This window comes from Sphingopyxis fribergensis (genome assembly GCF_000803645.1).
Classification (GTDB): domain Bacteria; phylum Pseudomonadota; class Alphaproteobacteria; order Sphingomonadales; family Sphingomonadaceae; genus Sphingopyxis; species Sphingopyxis fribergensis.
On the sequence record NZ_CP009122.1, the window covers coordinates 2,701,253 to 2,720,316 of the forward strand.

Annotated in this window: 13 protein-coding genes; 11 read left to right on the forward strand and 2 right to left on the reverse strand. The window is 63.5% G+C overall.

The annotated features are described in order from the left end of the window. The first annotated feature begins 79 nt into the window (after window positions 1-79). The 10 genes from SKP52_RS12500 (at window position 80) to SKP52_RS12545 (ending at window position 11,833) form a co-directional block, all read left to right on the forward strand. Window positions 80-1,444 carry an MFS transporter gene (locus SKP52_RS12500; protein ID WP_081997326.1) on the forward strand — a complete coding sequence of 455 codons (1,365 nt, stop codon included), beginning with the start codon at window positions 80-82 and terminating at the stop codon, window positions 1,442-1,444. A 21-nt stretch (window positions 1,445-1,465) separates the two neighbouring features. After that, window positions 1,466-2,548 carry an ABC transporter ATP-binding protein gene (locus SKP52_RS12505; RefSeq protein WP_039575141.1) on the forward strand — a complete coding sequence of 361 codons (1,083 nt, stop codon included), beginning with the start codon at window positions 1,466-1,468 and terminating at the stop codon, window positions 2,546-2,548. A gap of 116 nt (window positions 2,549-2,664) precedes the next feature. Beyond that, entirely contained in the window at window positions 2,665-3,684 is a 1,020-nt protein-coding gene (locus SKP52_RS12510; protein ID WP_039575143.1) for a LacI family DNA-binding transcriptional regulator, read from the forward strand. 1 nt (window position 3,685) lies between these two features. Beyond that, entirely contained in the window at window positions 3,686-4,969 is a 1,284-nt protein-coding gene (locus SKP52_RS12515; protein ID WP_228383632.1) for an extracellular solute-binding protein, read from the forward strand. Beyond that, a complete protein-coding gene (locus SKP52_RS12520) occupies window positions 4,966-5,862 on the forward strand; it encodes a carbohydrate ABC transporter permease (protein WP_228383633.1) in 897 nt (298 codons plus the stop codon). Before SKP52_RS12515 ends, SKP52_RS12520 begins: the two co-directional genes overlap by 4 nt. Then, window positions 5,859-6,674, forward strand: coding sequence for a carbohydrate ABC transporter permease (locus tag SKP52_RS12525; protein ID WP_052208218.1), 816 nt, complete (start codon window positions 5,859-5,861; stop codon window positions 6,672-6,674). Before SKP52_RS12520 ends, SKP52_RS12525 begins: the two co-directional genes overlap by 4 nt. Window positions 6,675-6,697: 23 nt before the next feature. After that, a complete protein-coding gene (locus SKP52_RS12530; protein WP_052208220.1) occupies window positions 6,698-7,450 on the forward strand; it encodes a carboxylesterase family protein in 753 nt (250 codons plus the stop codon). Continuing rightward, window positions 7,447-8,793, forward strand: a complete 1,347-nt coding sequence (locus SKP52_RS12535) for a GH1 family beta-glucosidase (protein ID WP_039575147.1) — start codon at window positions 7,447-7,449, stop codon at window positions 8,791-8,793. The genes SKP52_RS12530 and SKP52_RS12535 overlap by 4 nt, the downstream gene beginning before the upstream one ends. Beyond that, complete coding sequence (locus SKP52_RS12540; protein WP_039575150.1) at window positions 8,790-9,662, forward strand: endonuclease/exonuclease/phosphatase family protein; 873 nt, start codon at window positions 8,790-8,792, stop codon at window positions 9,660-9,662. The genes SKP52_RS12535 and SKP52_RS12540 overlap by 4 nt, the downstream gene beginning before the upstream one ends. 2 nt (window positions 9,663-9,664) lie before the next feature. Beyond that, complete coding sequence (locus SKP52_RS12545; protein ID WP_039575153.1) at window positions 9,665-11,833, forward strand: glycoside hydrolase family 2 protein; 2,169 nt, start codon at window positions 9,665-9,667, stop codon at window positions 11,831-11,833. On the opposite strand, the gene SKP52_RS12550 is transcribed toward SKP52_RS12545, so the two are convergent. Further along, complete coding sequence (locus SKP52_RS12550; RefSeq protein ID WP_039575156.1) at window positions 11,834-13,318, reverse strand: glucoamylase family protein; 1,485 nt, start codon at window positions 13,316-13,318, stop codon at window positions 11,834-11,836. A 69-nt stretch (window positions 13,319-13,387) separates the two neighbouring features. Beyond that, window positions 13,388-16,450: a TonB-dependent receptor gene (locus tag SKP52_RS12555; protein ID WP_039575158.1), complete on the reverse strand. Its 3,063-nt coding sequence runs from the start codon at window positions 16,448-16,450 to the stop codon at window positions 13,388-13,390. 252 nt (window positions 16,451-16,702) lie between these two features. Here SKP52_RS12555 and bglX point away from each other — a divergent pair, with 252 nt between their 5' ends. Next, on the forward strand, window positions 16,703-19,021 hold the full coding sequence (gene bglX, locus SKP52_RS12560; RefSeq protein WP_039575160.1) for a beta-glucosidase BglX: 2,319 nt from the start codon (window positions 16,703-16,705) through the stop codon (window positions 19,019-19,021). The last annotated feature ends 43 nt before the right edge of the window (window positions 19,022-19,064 follow it).

Genomic DNA, 19,064 nt, shown 5'->3' on the forward strand with positions numbered 1-19,064 from the left:
ATGTAACCGGTTGCATTGCCTCGGGCCGCTCGTTAGACCGCTCCCGCATAACATAGTTTCGGCGAAGAGGATATTCTGGATGACCATGCCCAGCCAGGCGACCACCCAAGGCGGCGGTCGCTCGAACGCGATGGCGGCCTTTGCCGCTGTGACCGTTTTGTTTTTCGCCTGGGGCTTCATCACCTCGCTGATCGATCCGCTGGTCGCCGCGGTGAAGGGCATCTTCACGCTGAGCGACGCCGAGGCGCAATTGTCGGCCTCGGCCTTCTTCATCGCCTATGGCCTGATGTCCTTCCCTGCCGCCGCGCTGATCGCGCGATTCCACTCGGTGCCGTCGATCCTGACCGCGCTGTCGACTATGGTCGTCGGCTGCCTCGTCATGCTCGCCGCCGCGAACCTCGCGATTTACCCGCTCGTCCTCGCAGGGCTATTCATTCTAGCAAGCGGCATCACGATTTTGCAGGTCGCGGCGAACCCGCTCGCGGCGGCGCTCGGCGATCCGAAACGCAGCCATTTCCGCCTGACCTTCAGCCAGACCTTCAACAGCTTCGGCACCTTCCTCGGCCCGCTGATCGGCGCGCACCTGTTCCTCGAGGGCGTCGAGGTCAAGGAAGGCACGGTGGTTACCGAAGCGGTGCGCACGCAGGCGCTCGCCGGGATCGATTCGGCCTATTTCTGGATCTGCGGCCTGATCGTCGCGCTCCTGCTGTTCTTCTGGGTTAGCCGGCGGATCGTCAACGAAGCGGTGCCGCCCGCGCCGATCGGCGAACGCGCAGGAATTGGCGAGCTAATCCGCGAGGCCTTTTCGTCGCGCTGGGCGCTGATCGGCGGGCTTGCGATCTTCCTCTATGTCGGCGCCGAGGTTGCCATCGGCACGCAGATGGCGCTGTTCCTCAACAGCGATGCGATCTGGGGCCAGTCGGACGCCGCCTTCGGCACGTTCGGCTGGATTATGGGCAATGACGGCGTCCCCGGCGTTTCGTTGCAGGAGGCCGGCAAGGCCGTCGCGCTTTACTGGGGCGGCGCGATGGTCGGCCGGGCGATCGGTTCGGTGATGTTAGCACGCTTCTCGGCGTCGAAGATGCTCGCCACCTTCACCGCCATCGCCGCCTTGCTCTGCCTCTATGTCGTCCTTGTCGGCGGCGTGACGGCGGGATTTGTCGCGCTGTCGATCGGCCTGTTCAATTCGATCATGTTCCCGGTGATATTCACGCTGACGCTCGAACGCTCGACCGCGCGCGCCGAGGCGACGTCGGGGCTGCTCTGCACCGCGATCGTTGGCGGGGCGGTGATCCCTTACTTCATCGGCCTGCTTTCGGGCTCGGTCGGCTATGCTGCCGCACTGATCCTGCCGGCCGCCTGCTATGTCCTGCTTTGCGTCTTTGCCATCGCTGCCGGACGGGCGCCGGCGCGCCAGGCGAGCGCGGGCGTCACCGTCCACTGAGGCCCGAAGAACGAGGGGGATATGGCCGGACTGTCGATCCAGGGTGCACGCAAGAGCTTCGGTGCCACCGAGGTGCTGAAAGGCGTGTCGATCGATGTCGCCGACGGCGAATTCACGGTGATCGTCGGTCCGTCGGGATGCGGGAAATCGACGCTGTTGCGGTCGGTCGCGGGGCTGGAGGAACTGACCGGCGGCAGCATCGTCATCGGCGAGCGCGATGTCACCAGCCTGCCGCCGTCGGAGCGCGGCATCGCGATGGTGTTCCAATCCTATGCGCTTTACCCGCATCTGACGGTGCGCGAGAATATGGCGTTCGGGCTGAAGATCGCGAAAGCGGCGAAGACCGAAATAGATAAAGCCGTGCGGCGCGCGGCGGAGATTTTGAACATCGAAACGCTGCTCGATCGCAAGCCCGCGGCGTTGTCGGGCGGGCAGCGGCAGCGTGTCGCGATCGGCCGCGCGATCGTGCGCCAGCCGCAGATATTCCTGTTCGACGAGCCGCTGTCCAACCTCGACGCCGATTTGCGCGTGCGGATGCGCTACGAGTTCGCGAGCCTGCACCGGCAGCTTGGCACCACGACGCTGTATGTGACACACGATCAGGTCGAGGCGATGACGCTCGCCGACCGGATCATCGTGCTACGCGACGGACGGATCGAGCAGGTTGGCACGCCGCGCGAACTTTACGAACGACCGGCGAATATCTTCGTCGCGCAGTTTCTTGGTACGCCGCGGATGAATATCCTGGCCGCGACAGTGGCCGACGATGGACGGGCCGAACTCGCGGATGGTCGACGCATCGCCTTGCCCCCGCTTGCGGTGCCGCTTGCCACCGGAACTCCGTTCTCGATCGGTATTCGGCCCGAAGACATCGCGATCGGCGACGCACCTGGCGCACTGCAGTTCACGATCCGCTTTATCGAGCGGCTCGGCGGGCTTGCGACGCTTCATCTGGTCGGACGCCAGGGCGACGAGCCGATCGCTTGCCAGTTGCGCGACGACGGCGGTCTCGGCGAGGGCGACACGGTCTTTGCTTTGCTGCCACCCACGCATCTGCACCTGTTCGGCGCAGACGGTCAGGCGTTGCAGACGGTGGGGGAATGACCTTGCATTTCGCCTGTGTAACCGGTTACGGTGCAACCGTTTCCGCGCCCAGCAAGAATAAAAATACAGAGTCGCAACAGCGGCTTGGCGCCATTTGAGGGAAGGGGCCCGACCGCATGGCTACATTGAGGGACGTCGCCCGCGAAGCGGGGGTTTCGGTGGCGACGGCATCGCGGGCGATAAACGGGCTTGGCAATGTCACCGCGCCCACAAAAGCCGCGGTGATGGCGGCGGTAAAAAAACTGAACTTCGTCCCGCACAGCGGCGCGCGCAGCCTGACGCGGCGCAAGACCGACACCGTCGGTGTCATCCTGCCCGACCTGTTCGGCGAATTCTTCTCCGAAATCATCCGCGGCATCGACCTTGTCGCGCATGAATCGGGCATGCACCTCTTGCTCGGCAACATGCACGGCAGCACGCACGAAACCGCAGCCGCGATTGCCGCGATGCGCGGGCGCGTCGACGGGTTGTTGGTGATGCCGCCCGACCTGAAACCCGAACTGCTGTCGGATTATCTCGACCCGACGCTGCCGACGGTACTGCTTAACTATGACGCGGGCTCGCTCGACCTGCCGTTCGTCGCGGTCGACAATTATCGCGGCGCCTATGCGATGACCGAAGCGCTGCTCGCGCGCGGCGCGCGGCACGTCGTCCATATCGCGGGACCGAAGCACAATCGAGACGCGCGCGACCGCCAGCGCGGCTTTGTCGACGCGATGGCGAAGTTCGCGGGAGTGCGAAATCCCGCGATCCTTCCGGGCGATTTTTCGGAAGAGAGCGGGCTGAAGGCGGCCGGGTTGCTCGTGCAGGGGCAATTGCCCGTGGATGCGGTGTTTGCCGCGAACGACCAGATGGCGGTCGGACTGATCGCGGGACTTGCCGACTCGGGCAAGTCGGTGCCGGGTGACGTCATGGTGGCAGGGTTTGACGACATCCCGCTCGCACGCCATCTCAATCCGTCGCTGACGACGATGCAGGTCCATATCGACCGGCTGGGGTCGACCGCGATGATGATGCTGTTGCGCATCCTGCGCGGCGAGACGCTAGGCAGCGCGAGCGCGACGATCCTGACCCCGGCGCTGATTGCGCGCGGAACAACCGTTGTGGCGGCGCAGGCGACGACGGCGCAGCCATGACGTGCGTGGGCGCCCGATGGAGGTGACGCGGCGCCAGATGACGGGCGCGCTCGCGGCGCTGCCCCTGCTCCCGGCGCTTGCTGCGTGCAGTGCGCGCGGAGACGGCGCGCTGACCGTCTGGGCTATGGGCAATGAGGCGGCAAGCCTGCCCGAATTGCTGAAGGTCATCGGCTGGCCGGCAAATGCGCCGGCGATCGAGGTTCAACCCTTGCCCTGGACCGCGGCGCACGAGAAATTGCTCACGGGCTTTGCCGGGGGATCGCTGCCAACGGTCGGACAGGTCGGCAACAGCTGGATCGCCGAGCTGGCGGCGATCGGCGCGATTGCGCCGGTGCCCGATCGTGCGCTGGGGATGCTCGACGACCAGTTTGCCGCGGTGGTCGATACGAACCGCATCGGCGGGGTGGCGTGGGCAATCCCCTGGTACGTCGACACGCGGCTGCAATTTTACCGCAAGGATCTGTTCACGCGCGCCGGATATGACGCGCCACCGGCCGACTGGGCCGGATGGAAGACGGCGCTGCACAAGGTGAAGCGTCAAGCCGGTGCGGGCAATTACGCCCTGCTCTACCCTCTCAACGAATATGAGCAGTTGACGACACTCGCGCTGTCGGCGGGCGCGCGGATGCTCCGCGACGATGGCGCGCGTGGTGCTTTTTCGGACCCCGAATTCAAAGCCGCGCTCGCCTTTTACAAATCCCTGTTCGACGAAGGGTTGGCGCCGGTCGCGTCGATGGCGCAAATCTCCAACGTGTGGGACGAGTTCGCGAAGGGCTATTTCAGCCTTTTCCTCTCGGGCCCGTGGACGATCGGCGACCTGAACAGCCGTCTTGCGCCCGACATGCAAAACCATTGGGCGACCGCGCCCAACCCCGGCCCCGACAGCATCGGATCGGCCGCTCCCGGCGGATCGAGCCTCGTGGTGTTTGCGGGCAACGATCATGGCGATGCGGCTTGGGATCTGGTGTCGCGGCTGATGGCGCCCGCCGCGCAGCTGAAGTTCCAGCAAATCACCGGCGACTTGCCCGCACGGCGTTCGGTTTGGGCGAAAGCGGGGCTTGCGGGCGACCCGATCGTCGCGCCGTTCGCGACCCAGCTCGACCATGCCACCCCGCTGCCAAAGGTGCCCGAGTGGGAGCGCATCGTCACCGAGATGCAGATCGTCGCCGAACGCATGGTGCGCGGGCAGTATAGCGTCGACGAGGCGGCGAAAGAGATCGACGTTCGCGCCGACCGCCTGCTCGAAAAACGGCGCTGGATGCTGGAGAAAGGCCGCACGCGGTGAGCGCCGCTGGGCGGGTCAGCGAAGCGCGCGCGGGTTGGGCGATGTCGTCGCCCGCGCTCGCCGCCATTATCCTCTTCTTCGTCCTGCCTGCGATCGCGTCGCTGGCGTTGAGCTTTACCGACTTCGACATCTACGCACTCGCCGATATCGGCAATTTGCGCTTCGTTGGCTTCCAGAATTACGAAAGACTGATCGGTAACCCGCTGTTCTGGAAAGCGGTCACGAACACCCTGCTTTTCGTCGGCTTCGGCGTGCCTTTCATTGTCGCACTGTCGCTGTTCGCGGCGATGCTCGTTAATTCGCGCTGGCTGAAATGGCGGCCGGTGTGGCGTGTCGCACTGTTCGCGCCCTATGTGACGACGCTCGTCGCGACCGCGGTGGTTTGGCGCTACCTCCTCCACACGCGATACGGCCTCGTCAATTATCTGCTGTCGCTATTCGGCATTGCGCCGATCGACTGGCTCGGCGATCCGCATGCGTCGCTGCCCGCGATCCTGATCTTCGTGGGGTGGAAGACCTTCGGCTATAATATGATCATCTTCCTCGCCGCGCTGCAGACGGTCCCGCGCGAACTCGACGAGGCGGCGCGGATCGACGGCGCGGGGTGGTTCACGCGCCTGCGCCATGTCATCCTGCCCGCGATTGCGCCCACGGTGCTGCTCGTATCGGTGCTGACGGTCGCGGGCATGTTCCAGCTGTTCGCCGAACCCTATGTGATGACGCAGGGTGGCCCCGCCCAGTCGACCGTTACCATCCTCTATTTCATGTACGAGGAAGGGTTCAAATGGTGGAACCTCGGATCGGGCGCGGCAGTCGCCTTCCTGCTGTTCCTGTGCATACTTGCGGTGACTTTGGTGCAATTGCGGCTCGCGAAACGGAGCGGTGCGATATGAGCCTGCGCCGCTGGTCCGTGACCTTGCTCACCGCGTTCGTCGCGCTGCTGACCATCGCGCCCTTGCTGTGGATGCTTTCGGTCAGTTTCATGGCGCGCGGCGAAGCATCGGCATTCCCGCCGCCCTTGCTGCCGAGCGACCCCAGCCTCGACAATTACCGCATGTTGTTCGGCAGCTTCGGCATCGGCCGTTTCCTGCTCAACAGCCTGCTGATCTCTACACTCGCGACCGTCCTCGCGCTGCTTTTCACGATCCCGGCGGGATACGCCTTCGCCAAGCTGCGCTTCAAGGGCCGCGATGCGACCTTCCGCCTGCTCGTCGCGGCGCTCGTGGTGCCGGGGCAGATCGGGATGCTGCCCTTGTTCCTCGAACTCAAGGCGATGGGGCTCGTCAACAGCTATGCCGGCGCGCTGGTGCCGTGGCTCGCGGGCATTTTCGGCATCTTCCTCGTCCGCCAATATTGCCTGGCGATCCCCGACGAGATGCTCGAGGCGGCGCGGATCGATGGCGCGAGCGAAGCGCAGATCCTCCGCCGCATCGTGCTGCCGATCCTCACGCCGATCATCGTCACGCTGGCGCTTTTCGTTTTCCTCGGCAGCTGGAACGATTTCATGTGGCCGCTGATCATCCTCGCCGACCAGGACCTCTACACGCTGCCTGTCGCGCTCGCCGCGATGAGCCGCCAGCATGTGCAGGACAATGAGCTGATGATGGCAGGCGCAGTCATCACGACCCTGCCCGTGCTGATCCTCTTCCTTGCGCTTCAACGCTTTTACCTCACCGGCCTCCTGAGCGGGAGCGTCAAGGGATGACCTCTTCAACCAAGGACAGACATATGAGATATTGGACTGCGGCGCTGCTGGGGCTTGCCCTCGTGGCCTCGCCCGTCGCCGCAAAAACCAAGCTCGTTCCGGTCGAAGGGCAGACGCCGCAGCAGCCGATCGAGGCGGGCAATTATCCCTATCAGCTATTCGTGCCGAAGGGCTATTTGACCGACACGGCGAAGCAATATCCGCTGCTGATCTTCCTCCACGGATCGGGCGAGCGCGGCGACGATGTTGCGAAGGTCAAGGTCCACGGCCCGCCGAAGGTCGCCGAACGCGACCCCGCCTTCCCCTTCCTCACCGTGTCGCCTCTGCTCGGCGCCGATCAGGATTGGGACATCGCCAAGCTCGACGAGCTGGTCGACCATATCGCAAAGAATTATCGCATTGATCCCGCACGCGTTTACCTGACTGGCCTCAGCCGTGGCGGCCATGCGAGCTGGCGCTGGGCGATTGCCGAGCCCAAGCGCTTCGCGGCGGTGGCTGCAGTCGCGGGGCGCGGCAATCCGGGGGAAGCGTGCCGGTTGATGGACCTGCCCGTCTGGGCCTTCCACGGCGACCGCGACGACGTCGTCGCGCCCGAAGGCAGCTTTGCCATGGCGCGCGCGATCCGCGCGTGCGGCGGCCGCAAGGTCCGCCTGACCATCTATCCCGACCTTGGCCACAATGCCTGGGATCCCGCCTATGACGACCCGGCGCTTTACGCCTGGTTGCTCGAACAAAAGCTCCCCTCCGCAACGATCACCAACAAGGACAAAAAATGAGCAAGAGTGTCTTCCCCGACGATTTCCTGTGGGGCGCGGCGACCGCCGCCTATCAGATCGAAGGATCGCCGCTCGCCGATGGCGCGGGCGCGAGCATCTGGCAGCGGTTCAGCCACGATCCGCGGCTGATGGCGGTCAAGGGCGACACCGGCGACTTCGCCTGCGACCATTATAACCGCATGCCCGCCGATGTCGCGCTGATGAAGGAACTGGGGCTGAAAGCCTATCGCTTCAGCGTCAACTGGGGCCGCGTGCTGCCCGAAGGAATCGGGCGCGTGAACGAACCGGGGCTCGATTTCTACGAGCGCCTCGTCGACGAATTGCTCAAGAACGACATCGAACCGCTGCTGACGCTGCACCATTGGGATTTGCCCGTCGCGCTCGACGACAAGGGCGGCTGGCTTAACCGCGATATCGCCGGCTGGTTCGCCGACTATGGTTCGGTGATGTACCGCCGCCTCGACGGGCGCGTGAAGAAATGGGTGACGCTCAACGAACCGTGGGTGATTACCGACGGCGGCTACCTCCACGGGGCGCTCGCCCCCGGCCACCGCAACCTGTTCGAAACGCCGATCGCGAGCCACAATCTGATGCGCGCGCACGGCGCCGCGGTCGAGGCGTATCGCAGCGAAGGCGCGCACGAAATCGGCCTCGTCGTCAACATCGAGCCCAAATATCCGGCGAGCGACAGCGCGGAAGACGTCGCCGCAACCGCGCGCGCGCATGCCTATATGAACCGCCAGTATCTCGACCCGGCGCTGAAGGGCAGCTACCCGGCCGAACTCGCAGAGATATTCGGCGAAGCCTGGCCCCAATGGTCCGCCGACGACCTGAAGGCGATCAATCAGCCGGTCGATTTCATCGGCATCAATTACTACACGCGCAACGTCGTCAAGGCCGACCCGAACCAGTGGCCCGTCGGCGCCTCGCCGGTGAAACAGAATGCCACGCATACGACGACCGATTGGGAGGTCTACCCGCCCGCGCTGACCGACACGCTCGTCTGGTTCCGCGACACCTATGGCGACATCCCCGTCTATATCACCGAAAATGGCGCTGCCTTTTACGACCCACCGCAAGCCGGCCCCGACGGGATCGACGATCCGCTACGCTGCGATTATCTTCGCACGCATATTTCAGCGATCGGCGACGCAATCAAAAAGGGCGTCGACGTGCGCGGCTATATGGCGTGGTCGCTGCTCGACAATCTCGAATGGTCGCTGGGCTTTTCGAAGCGTTTCGGTATCGTCCATGTCGATTATGAAACACAGGTCCGCACGCCTAAACGCAGCGCGCGTTTTTACAGCAGCGTGATTGCAGCCAATGGAGGGAACCTCGGATGACCCGCAAAGTCCTGGCTCTCGCGGCGGCGCTGCTTGCCCTGCCCGCCGCGGCAAAAGAGCGTGCCGACCATTATGAGGCGATGACCTACAACATCCGGCTCGACGTCGCCTCGGACGGCGACAATGCCTGGCCGCACCGGCGGAGCGCACTGACCGGCCTTGTCGCTTATTACGCTCCTGACCTGGTCGGCATGCAGGAAGTGCTGCTGAACCAGAAGCAGGCCGTCGAGGCCGACCTTCCCGCATATCAATTCGTCGGCGTCGCGCGCGACGACGGCAAGGACAAGGGCGAGTTTTCGCCGCTGGGTTTCCGCCGCGAACGCTTCGACTTGGTCGCCTCGGGTACTTTCTGGCTGTCGCCGACGCCCGACGCCCCAAGCAAGGGCTGGGACGCTGCGCTCCCGCGCATCGCGAGCTGGGCACGGCTGAAGGACAAGGCTTCGCAGCATATGCTGCTGGTCGTGAACACCCATTTCGATCATATAGGCACGACAGCGCGGATCGAAAGCGCGAAACAGATTCGCCGCTGGATCGGCGACAATCGCAAGGCCGGGGAAACGGTGGTGCTGATGGGCGATTTCAACAGTCCGGCGACCAGCCCCGCGCATGGCGCGATCGTGGGCGACGCGCCAGGTCAGATTGCCTTGCACGATACGCTGACGATCAGCCGCACCCCGCATTTCGGACCACTCGGCACCTTCACCGGTTTCAAGATCGAACAGCTCGACCCGAGTCCGATCGACCATATCTTCGTCGGTGACGGCGTTGCGGTGCTGCGCCACGCGACGCTGACGCAGCAAACCGGCGGGCGCCTGCCGTCCGATCATTATCCGGTGCTCGCCGACCTCTGCGTCGGCAAGGGCTGCTGAGAATGCGATGGGGGCTGGCAGCGCTGCTTGCGGTGCTGCTGGCTGCTTGTTCGACCAACCCTGCTCCTGCGCCGTCACCCGCCGCCCCGGTCGCGGCGCGAACCGCTACCCAGCTGACGACGGGCTGGCAGTTCCGTTTCGACGATAGCCTGACTCCCGAAGCCGCAGCGGCGCTGGCAGATGCAGATTGGCAGACGGTTGCCCTGCCCCACACATGGAACCGGCTGGGCGAATATCGCGTCGGTCGCACCGGCGCGACCGACAACCGGCAGGGCAAGGGCTGGTATCGCCTCCGCCTCGACGGCTCGACCTTGCCTGCAGGCAAGCGTCACGTCATCGAATTCGACGCCGTCGGCAATCTCGCCGACCTGTGGGTGGGCGGCCGCCATGTCGGCAGCCACGCCGGCGCCTTTTCTCGCTTCCGCTTCGACCTCACCGATTTCCTCGACAAGGCGGGACCGAACACCATCCTGCTGCGCGCCGACAACAGCGCGCCCATAGCAGGCAGCACGACGCAGCATATCGTCCCGCTTGACGGCGATTTCTTTATCCATGGCGGCATTTACCGCCCCGCGCGTCTGCTTCATGTTGCGCCAAGCCACATCGCGCTCGACGACCATGGTGGACCGGGGGTGTATGCGACGCCGACCATCGTGGGCGGCGCGGGCAAGCTTGCGGTGCGCGTAAAGCTGACCGGAGCAACTGCGGGACAGAGCCTTGTCGCGGTTCTCCGCGATGGCGCGGGACGAACGGTGGCCGAAGGCACAATGCCGCTCACGGCGCAACAGGGCGAGGCTAGTTTAAGGCTCGACGTTGCTGCACCCCGGCGCTGGAACGGGCGCCCCGACCCCTATCTTTATCGCCTCGAAACCCGGCTGGCGGACGGCCGCGGCGCGGTCGACAGCGTCACCGTCCCCGTCGGCTTTCGCGAATTCCGTGTCGATCCGGCCAACGGTTTTTACCTCAACGGCAAGCACCTCCCGCTCCACGGCGTGTCGCGGCACCAGGATTATCTGGGCAAAGGCTGGGCCCTCGCGCCCGAGGATCATGCGCGCGACATGGCGCTGATCGCCGAAATGGGCGCGAACACCGTGCGCTTTGCGCATTACCAGCACGCGTCGGACTGGTTCGACCTTGCCGATCGCACTGGCATGATCGTCTGGGCCGAAGTGCCCTTCGTCAACCGGCCATCGAACGACGGCACGCCGGGATCGCCAGAACTGGTCGCCAACGCAAAGGCGCAGATGATCGAGCTGATCCGCCAGAATTACAACCATCCGTCGGTCGTCACCTGGGGGATCGGAAACGAGGTCGATCTCGACGTCGTGACGGGGCGAGCTCCCCCCGCCACCGATGCGCGCCCGCTGCTGCGCGAACTCAATGCGCTATCGAAGGCCGAGGACCCGACGCGGCCGACCGTGCTTGCCGATTGCTGCGAAGCGACGCACGAGGGCGCGGTTCCCGCCAGCGAACGGCCGCGCCAGCCGGTGCTGACCGGGATATCCGACCTGATGGGCTATAATCGCTATTATGGCTGGTATTACCGCGAGATTGGCGACCTTGGCCCGCATCTCGACCGGATGCACGCGCGCTATCCGGCGATCCCGATTTCGATCAGCGAATATGGCGCCGGAGGCGCGCTCAGCCAGCATGTCGAGGATGGCGCAACGCACAAGATCGCGCACGCCAGCCGCATGCATCCCGAAGAGTTCCAGAACTGGTATCACGAGCAAAGCTGGCCACAGCTCCGCGATCGCCCCTATCTTTGGGCCAACTGGATCTGGAACATGTTCGATTTCTCGTCGAAGATCCGGCAGGAGGGCGACGCCACCGACATCAACGACAAGGGTCTCGTGACCTACGACCGCAAGGTCAAAAAGGATGCTTTCTTCTATTACAAAGCCGAGTGGTCGACCGAACCGGTGGTCCATATCACCAGCCGCCGTTGGATGGTGCGCAGCGACCCGCTGACGAAGATCAGAGTTTACAGCAATGCGCCCGCCGTCGCGGTGACTCTAAACGGCAAACCGCTCGGAAACATCGCCTGCGTGGAGAGCATCTGCGAGATCAAGGACGTCGGCCTGACGCCCGGCGCGAACCGCGTTGTCGCCACCGCGCGCTTCGACGGCAGGGATGTGAGCGACAACGTCGAATGGACGTTGACGCCCTAACTACTTCGCCTTGTCGAGCCAGCCACCCTCGAACCCGATGCGTTTCAGCCCTCGCACAATATGCGGATTTTTACGCATCACCTTCCACACGAAGCCGCTGCGATGATTTTCCATCATCGCGAGAATCGGGCCCTGATCAATGCCAAGATAGTCGTTCGCGACCCAACCGTTCACCGGATCGACCTTTCCATCGGATGATTGCGCGCCGACAAAGGTGAAGCTGGGGTTGAACGCGTCCTTGAAGCCATAGCGGGTATAGAGCCGCTCGCCATATTGCGTCCGCATCGCCATCAGCGCCGGGATCGTCACTTCGGGGGCGAAGGCGACCGAACCGCCGGCCGCCGTCGGGACGACCGTGCCGTCGTCCACGACGCGGATCGCGCTGACGCCGCGCGCCATATAACCGTTGAAATTGCGGGCCGTGCCGCTGACACGATATTTGCCCTCCGAATATCCCGGTCCGTCGGACGCGGTCCAGCCCCAAATGTCGGCGCTGTATCCCGTCCACTTGTTCGGATTGTCGGCGCCATAGGCGCGCTGCGCCAGCGTCGCGCGGCGGCTGTTCTCGAAATAATCAATGCCCTTGCCGCGCATGAAATCGTCGCGGATGCCGCGGAAATCGACCCAGACATGGCTATATTGGTGCCCGAACATCGGCTCGAACTGCAGATGCTGCTGGCCGTAATAGGTGCCCCAGTCTTTTTCGAGATCGGCCGCCCAGCCCTTGTCCCAGGCATCCTTGCCGACGGCATGCGTCGGCGAGCCCATTGCGAGGATGTAGACGAGCATGCCCTCATTGTAGCCGATCCAGTCGTGCGGTTCCCACCCGGCCTCGGGTTTCCAGCCCATGGTGATACCGTGCGAATTCGGCTGGTTCGTCGCCTGTGTCCCGGTCGTATTGCGCTGCGCCCAGCGCCAGTCGACGCGCGTGTAGATTTTCTCGGCCAGGTCGCGAATCTCCGCCTCGACCGGATCCTCGCGGTCATAATAGCTTTGCGCGAACAGTACCCCGCCGAGCAGCAGGCTGGTGTCGACAGTCGAGAGCTCGACGTTCCGGAAGCGCGTTCCGTCGTCATTCTTCAGGAAATGATAGAAAAACCCTTTGTAGCCCGCCGCGCCCGCGACGCCGGGCCCCTGTGGCGCCGTCCAATAAAAGCGCAGGCAATCGCGCGTGCGCTCCGCTGCTTCGGAGCGCGTCACATAGCCGCGCTCGGCCCCGATGCCATAGGCGGTCAGCGCAAAGCCCGTCGCGGCGATCGACGAAAAGGGATTGCTCGGCCAGCGATCGGGCGCGAGGCAACGCTGGGTATCGGTCGTGTCCCAGAAATAGCGGAAGGTGCGCTCGGTCAACTCTTCCGAAAAGGCCGCTTCGCTCATCGGCGGCAGCGTCGCAGCCGGGGTGGCGGTCGACGGCACCGGAGTGGCAGCGCAAGCCGCCGTCAGCGCGACGAGGGGCAGGAGCGATGCCCCGATACGAAACGACATTCGATACTCCAAAAAAGTGAGGCGCCCGGCCCGCGGGAGGGGGTTGCGGGCCGGGCGCCTGTCAGCCGGTCAGAATTGGAAACCGGCCGATAGCTTGATGGTCCGCGGCGGCCCGTCAAGAGCCAGGTCGTTCTGGTTGCGCAATCCGGTGAGCGCATCGAACCCGCCGAAGTTGCGATCGTTGAACAGGTTGATGATGTCGAGACGGAAACGCAGGCGCGCTTCGTCGTTGATGAAACCGATCGGCACATATTTGGTGATCGAAAGGTCCATCTGACGATAACCCCAGCGATCGCCATTGCCCTCCGTCTCCGTCGAAATCGCGTCACGCGACGGCGGCGTGTCGCCCGTTCCCACGGTGTTGACGATCGCGCCGAGATATTTGGGCGAGGCGATCTGGAATTTGCCCGACAGGGTCAGTCCCCACGGAATATCGACCGTCCCCGCCATGACGAGGCGATGTTTCCGCACGCCGGTCGCAGTGATGTAGCCATAATCGTCGATGTTCGGGAAATCGAGGCTGAACACTTCACCGAATTGGCGGTTTTCCTTCGCATCGGTGTAGGTGTAGGTCGCATCGAGGCTCCACGGCGACGCCTGGGTATAGCGCTTCGTCAGCTTGAGATAGGCCGTATGCGCCTTCGTCTTCAGTCCATTATCGCCCAGGATGATCGACCCGAAAGGCGACGGCGGCGACCCGAAGGGTGAATCGGGGCTGCCCGTCGGCGGGAAGAAACTGCCGTCGGGCCGCCGGTTGCCGAGCAGGTAGACGAAACCGTCCTTGCTCGTGACATAGCTGTATCCGACTTCGGCTTCGAGCAGGTTGAAGCGTCCCCGCACGCCCAGGCTGAACTGATCGGAATAAGGCGTCTTCAGATCATTTTTGATGAAACGCAGCTCGCGCCCGGCCCCCGGCGGCAGGCCCGCGATCAGGTCTGCGCGCCCCTCGGGCGTCAGATAGACCGGATCCCACGCAATACAGGTGGGGCTTGGGTCGCAGACATTCGTAGTATCGCCCGGATTGTTGAAATTGAAGACGCGGTTGGCGAACAGCCCCTGACGAAGCTCCTGCTGGATGAAGTCGAACTGGGTCCGGTCATAGGACCGGCCGTATCCGCCAAAGATCGCGAAACGCCCCTCGTCATCGAGTTCATAGGTGAAGCCGATACGCGGCTGCCACGCCCCCTTGAACGCTTTTCGCTCCGAACCGGTCGAGATATAGTCGTTGATGTCGTAATCGGCATTCAGCAGGTTGGTATAGGCCGGGGTCACCGTGCCATCCGGTGCCGTGTACCCTGCCTGCCCGCTGACGAACGCCGCGATCGCGGGATCATGCTGATAGTTGAGGAAGGCGGGCGTCCGTTCATAATCCCAGCGCAGACCGACGTTGACCGTCAATCGGTCGGTGACCTCCCAGTCGTCCTGAGCGTAAATGCCGAACTGGAAATTCTTCGACCGGATATTGGGGTCGCCATCGGTCACCGGGGCGCTGAACTCCATCCGGTAAGGGATGGTGTCGTTGAAAGAAGCCCCCGCAGGATAGAGCGCATTGTAGATGAAGAGCGGGTTGACGCCACCCTGCTCGTTCGTGTTCAGCTTGACCCACTTCGCCTTCACGCCGACCTTGAACGTGTGGCTTTCGAGGCCCGTGTAAGTGAAATCGTTCGAAACCTGCCAGCCCTTCTGGCCCTTGTCCTGGAAGTTGCGCCCCGCGCCGATGCGCAGAATATCGCCGCGCTGCGTCGTTCCGGGGAGCGCTCCGGGAACGGTGGCATTGAAGAGCGAGACGTTGCCGAACACGGCCGGCCGCGGCCCCCAGGTCACATCCTCATAGGCGACCTTGAAATCGTTGACCCACGTATCGGCCGTATGTTCCCAGCGAGCGAGGCCGCGCCATTCCGCAACCTTCGCCAGCGTGCGCGTATCATAGGCGTCGAGGCCGTTGTTGATCTGTACGCCCGTTTCGTCGCGATACTTGCCCGACAATTCGAACAGGTCGCTCGACGTCGGGGTGAAATTGAGCTTTCCGAAGTAGAGATTCTCGTTGAACGTCTCGCTGGCCGTGCCGAAATTGGATTGATATTCCGTCGGGAAAAAGCTGACCGGCAGGTTGAGGCCCGGGGTGATCGTGCGCGGTTCGGTGCGCCGCTTGCCTTCGTAGGTCACGAAGAAGTGCAACATATCCTTGATGATCGGCCCGCCCAGCGCGCCGCCGAACTGGATATCGCGGGTCCGGATCTTGGGAATATAGGTCGGGAAATTTTCCGACGGGGTCCGGTCGCGCAGACTCTGGTTGGTGAAGTCGATAAAGCCTTCACCGTGGAATTCGTTGGTGCCCGACTTGGTCACCGCAGTGATCGCGACCGAACTCACCTGATCATATTCGGCCTTATAGTTCGAACCGATGACACGATATTCGCCGATCGCGAGCTGCGGGAACGGATTGCCCTGCGTTGAATCCTGGCCAGTAATGCCGTTCTTCAGCACATAGTCCTTCTGCCCGACGCCATCGATAAAGATGTTGACCGAATTGCTGCCCTGCGCGCCGCCCTGAAGCCGCGACTGACCGCTGGCGTTGGTGATGAACTGCACCCCAGGAGCAAGGTCAGCGAAGGCCAGGAAGTTGCGGTTATTCTGTGGAAGCTGGTCGATCAGGCGCTGCGAGATGGTCGTGCCGACTTCGCCGCCTTCCATCGAACGGATGCGGCTACCGGTCACGATGATCGCATCGTCGGCGCCCTCGGCGATGTCGGGCTGCGAGAAGTCGAAATCGAGCACCGCGCTCTGCGCGACGTTGAGGTTGAATTCGTCGGTCTGGCGCTTGCCCTGCGGTGTCGTGAGTTCGAGCCGATAGGTGCCGACGGGCAACGAAGCAAAGCTGTACCCACCATTCGCGCCGACGGTCGAGGTGCGCGTCAGGCCGGTGTTGACGTTGACGGCGGTAACTTCGGACACGCCGCCTTCGGCCTTCACCGTACCGCGCAGCGAGGCGCCCGATACCTGTGCGTGCGCAGGCGCAGCAACCGCTACGGCTATAGCGGCGGCGGCACTGCTCCAGGCCAGCGCAGCAGCGAGCGAACGAGCGCGCGACTGGCGTGCGGAAACAGTCTGAAAATCAAACGAAAACTTCACAGCATCCTCCCTGCATTGCGAACCCCGACTTTTCCTTGCGCTCGCCTCATGTGCCGACCGGCCTTGCCTCCGGTGCGGTGACGAGTCGCGGGAAACCGCGTCGTTGTTTTTTTGATTTGTAACCGGTTTCACGATCACTGTATAGAGGCAAGCGACGCAGACGGATGCAATCGGGGACCAGCCGGTTTTCGGCCGAAATTCGGCCAATCCGCGTGACAATGTATAAACAGACCCGACCGGGAAGGACGAATCATGCCGCCGATGAAGCGCAACCTCACACGCCTGACGCTGGCCACCCTGATGGTGGCCGGGACGCTTGCCCCCGCACCGCTGTTCGCAAAGCCCGCCATGAGCAACAATGAGGCGGGGACGATGGATTCCGCGGGCTGGATGCGCCCCGATCCGAAGATGGATCGGTTCATCGCCGACCTGATGGCCAAGATGACCATCGACGAAAAAGTCGGGCAATTGTCGCTGCTGACCAGCGACTGGGATTCGACCGGCCCGACGATCCGGCAGGGCTATCAGGACGACATTCGCAAAGGCCGCATCGGGTCTATCTTCAACGCCTTTACCGCCAAATATACGCGCGAATTGCAACGGCTCGCAGTCGAAGAGACGCGGCTGAAGATCCCGCTGCTCTTCGGCTACGACGTCATCCACGGCCACCGCACCATCTTCCCCATCTCGCTCGGCGAATCGGCGAGCTGGGACCTCAAGGCCATTGAAAAGGCAGCACGAATTTCGGCGACCGAGGCTTCGGCCGAGGGCATCCACTGGACCTTCGCGCCCATGGTCGACGTTGCGCGCGATCCGCGCTGGGGCCGCATGTCCGAAGGCGCGGGCGAGGATGTCTATCTCGGCAGCAAGATCGCGGTCGCGCGGGTGCGCGGCTTCCAGGGCGACGATCTGAAGCGCGTCGACACGATACTCGCGACCGCCAAGCATTTCGCCGCCTATGGCGCCGCCCAGGCGGGCCGCGACTACCACACCGTCGACATCTCCGAACGCACCCTGCGCGACGTCTATCTGCCGCCCTTCAAGGCGGCCGCCGATGCGGGCGCCGCGACTTTCATGACCTCGTTCAACGAATATGACGGCGTCCCGGCCTCGGGCAGCCATTATCTGCTGACCGATGTGCTGCGCAAGAAATGGGGTTTCAAGGGGTTCGTCGTAACCGATTACACGTCGATCAACGAAATGGTCCCGCACGGCTATTCGCGCGACCTGAAGCAGGCGGGCGAACAGGCGATCAATGCCGGGGTCGACATGGATTTACAGGGCGCGGTGTTCATGGACCACCTCGCCAAATCGGTCGCCGAGGGGAAGGTCGACGTCAAACGCGTCGATGAGGCCGTAAAGGCAATCCTCGAAATGAAATATCGCCTCGGCTTGTTCGACGACCCGTATCGCTATTCGGACGAAGCGCGCGAAAAGGCGACCGTCTATCGCCCCGATTTCCTTGAGGCGGCGCGCGAGGTTGCGCGGAAATCGATCGTGCTGTTGAAGAACAAGGGCAATGCGCTGCCCCTCGCCGCATCGGCGAAGTCGATCGCGGTGATCGGCCCGCTCGGCAACAGTAAGGAGGACATGATCGGCAGCTGGTCCGCCGCGGGTGACCGTAAGGAGCGGCCGGTGACGCTTCTCGAGGGCATGCAGGCCCGCGCGCCCAAGGGGACAACGGTCGCCTATGCCCAGGGGGCGGGCTATCAATTCGCCGATGCGGGCAAGCGCGACGGTTTTGCCGAGGCGATCGCGCTGGCGCAGAAATCGGACGTGATCATCGCCGCGATGGGCGAGCATTGGAACATGACCGGCGAAGCGGCGAGCCGCACCTCGCTCGACCTGCCGGGTAATCAGCAGGCATTGCTCGAAGAGCTGAAGAAGACCGGCAAGCCGATCATCCTCGTGCTGATGAGCGGGCGCCCGAACAGCATCGAGTGGGCCGACGCCAATGTCGATGCGATCCTTGAGGCCTGGTATCCGGGCACGATGGGCGGCCATGCGATCGCAGACGTCCTTTATGGCGACTACAACCCGTCGGGCAAATTGCCGGTCACCTTCCCGCGCAATGTCGGGCAGGTGCCGATCTATTACGACATGAAGAACACCGGGCGGCCGATCAAGCCCGAGGATCCGAACGCGAAATATGTCTCGCGCTATCTCGATACGCCGAACACGCCGCTTTATCCCTTCGGCTACGGGCTCAGCTACACCAGCTTCGCTTACTCGCCGGTGACGCTCGACAAGGCGAAAATCCGTCCGGGCGAGAAGCTGACGGCCAGCGTCACCGTGACCAACAGCGGCGCGCGCGACGGTGAAGAGGTCGTGCAGCTCTATGTCCGCGACCTCGTCGGATCGGTCACGCGCCCGGTCAAGGAACTCAAAGGGTTTGAGAAGATCAGCCTAAAGAAGGGCGAGAAACGGACGATCCGTTTCACGCTGACCGATGCCGACCTGGCTTTCACGCGGCAGGATATGAGCTGGGGCAGCGAACCCGGCCAGTTCAAACTGTGGGTCGGCCCGTCGTCGGCCGAAGGATCCGAGGCTGCTTTCGAACTCACCGAATAGCGCCGGCCTTGCCGAGGGTGGCAGGGCGGGTTACCCGCGTCTG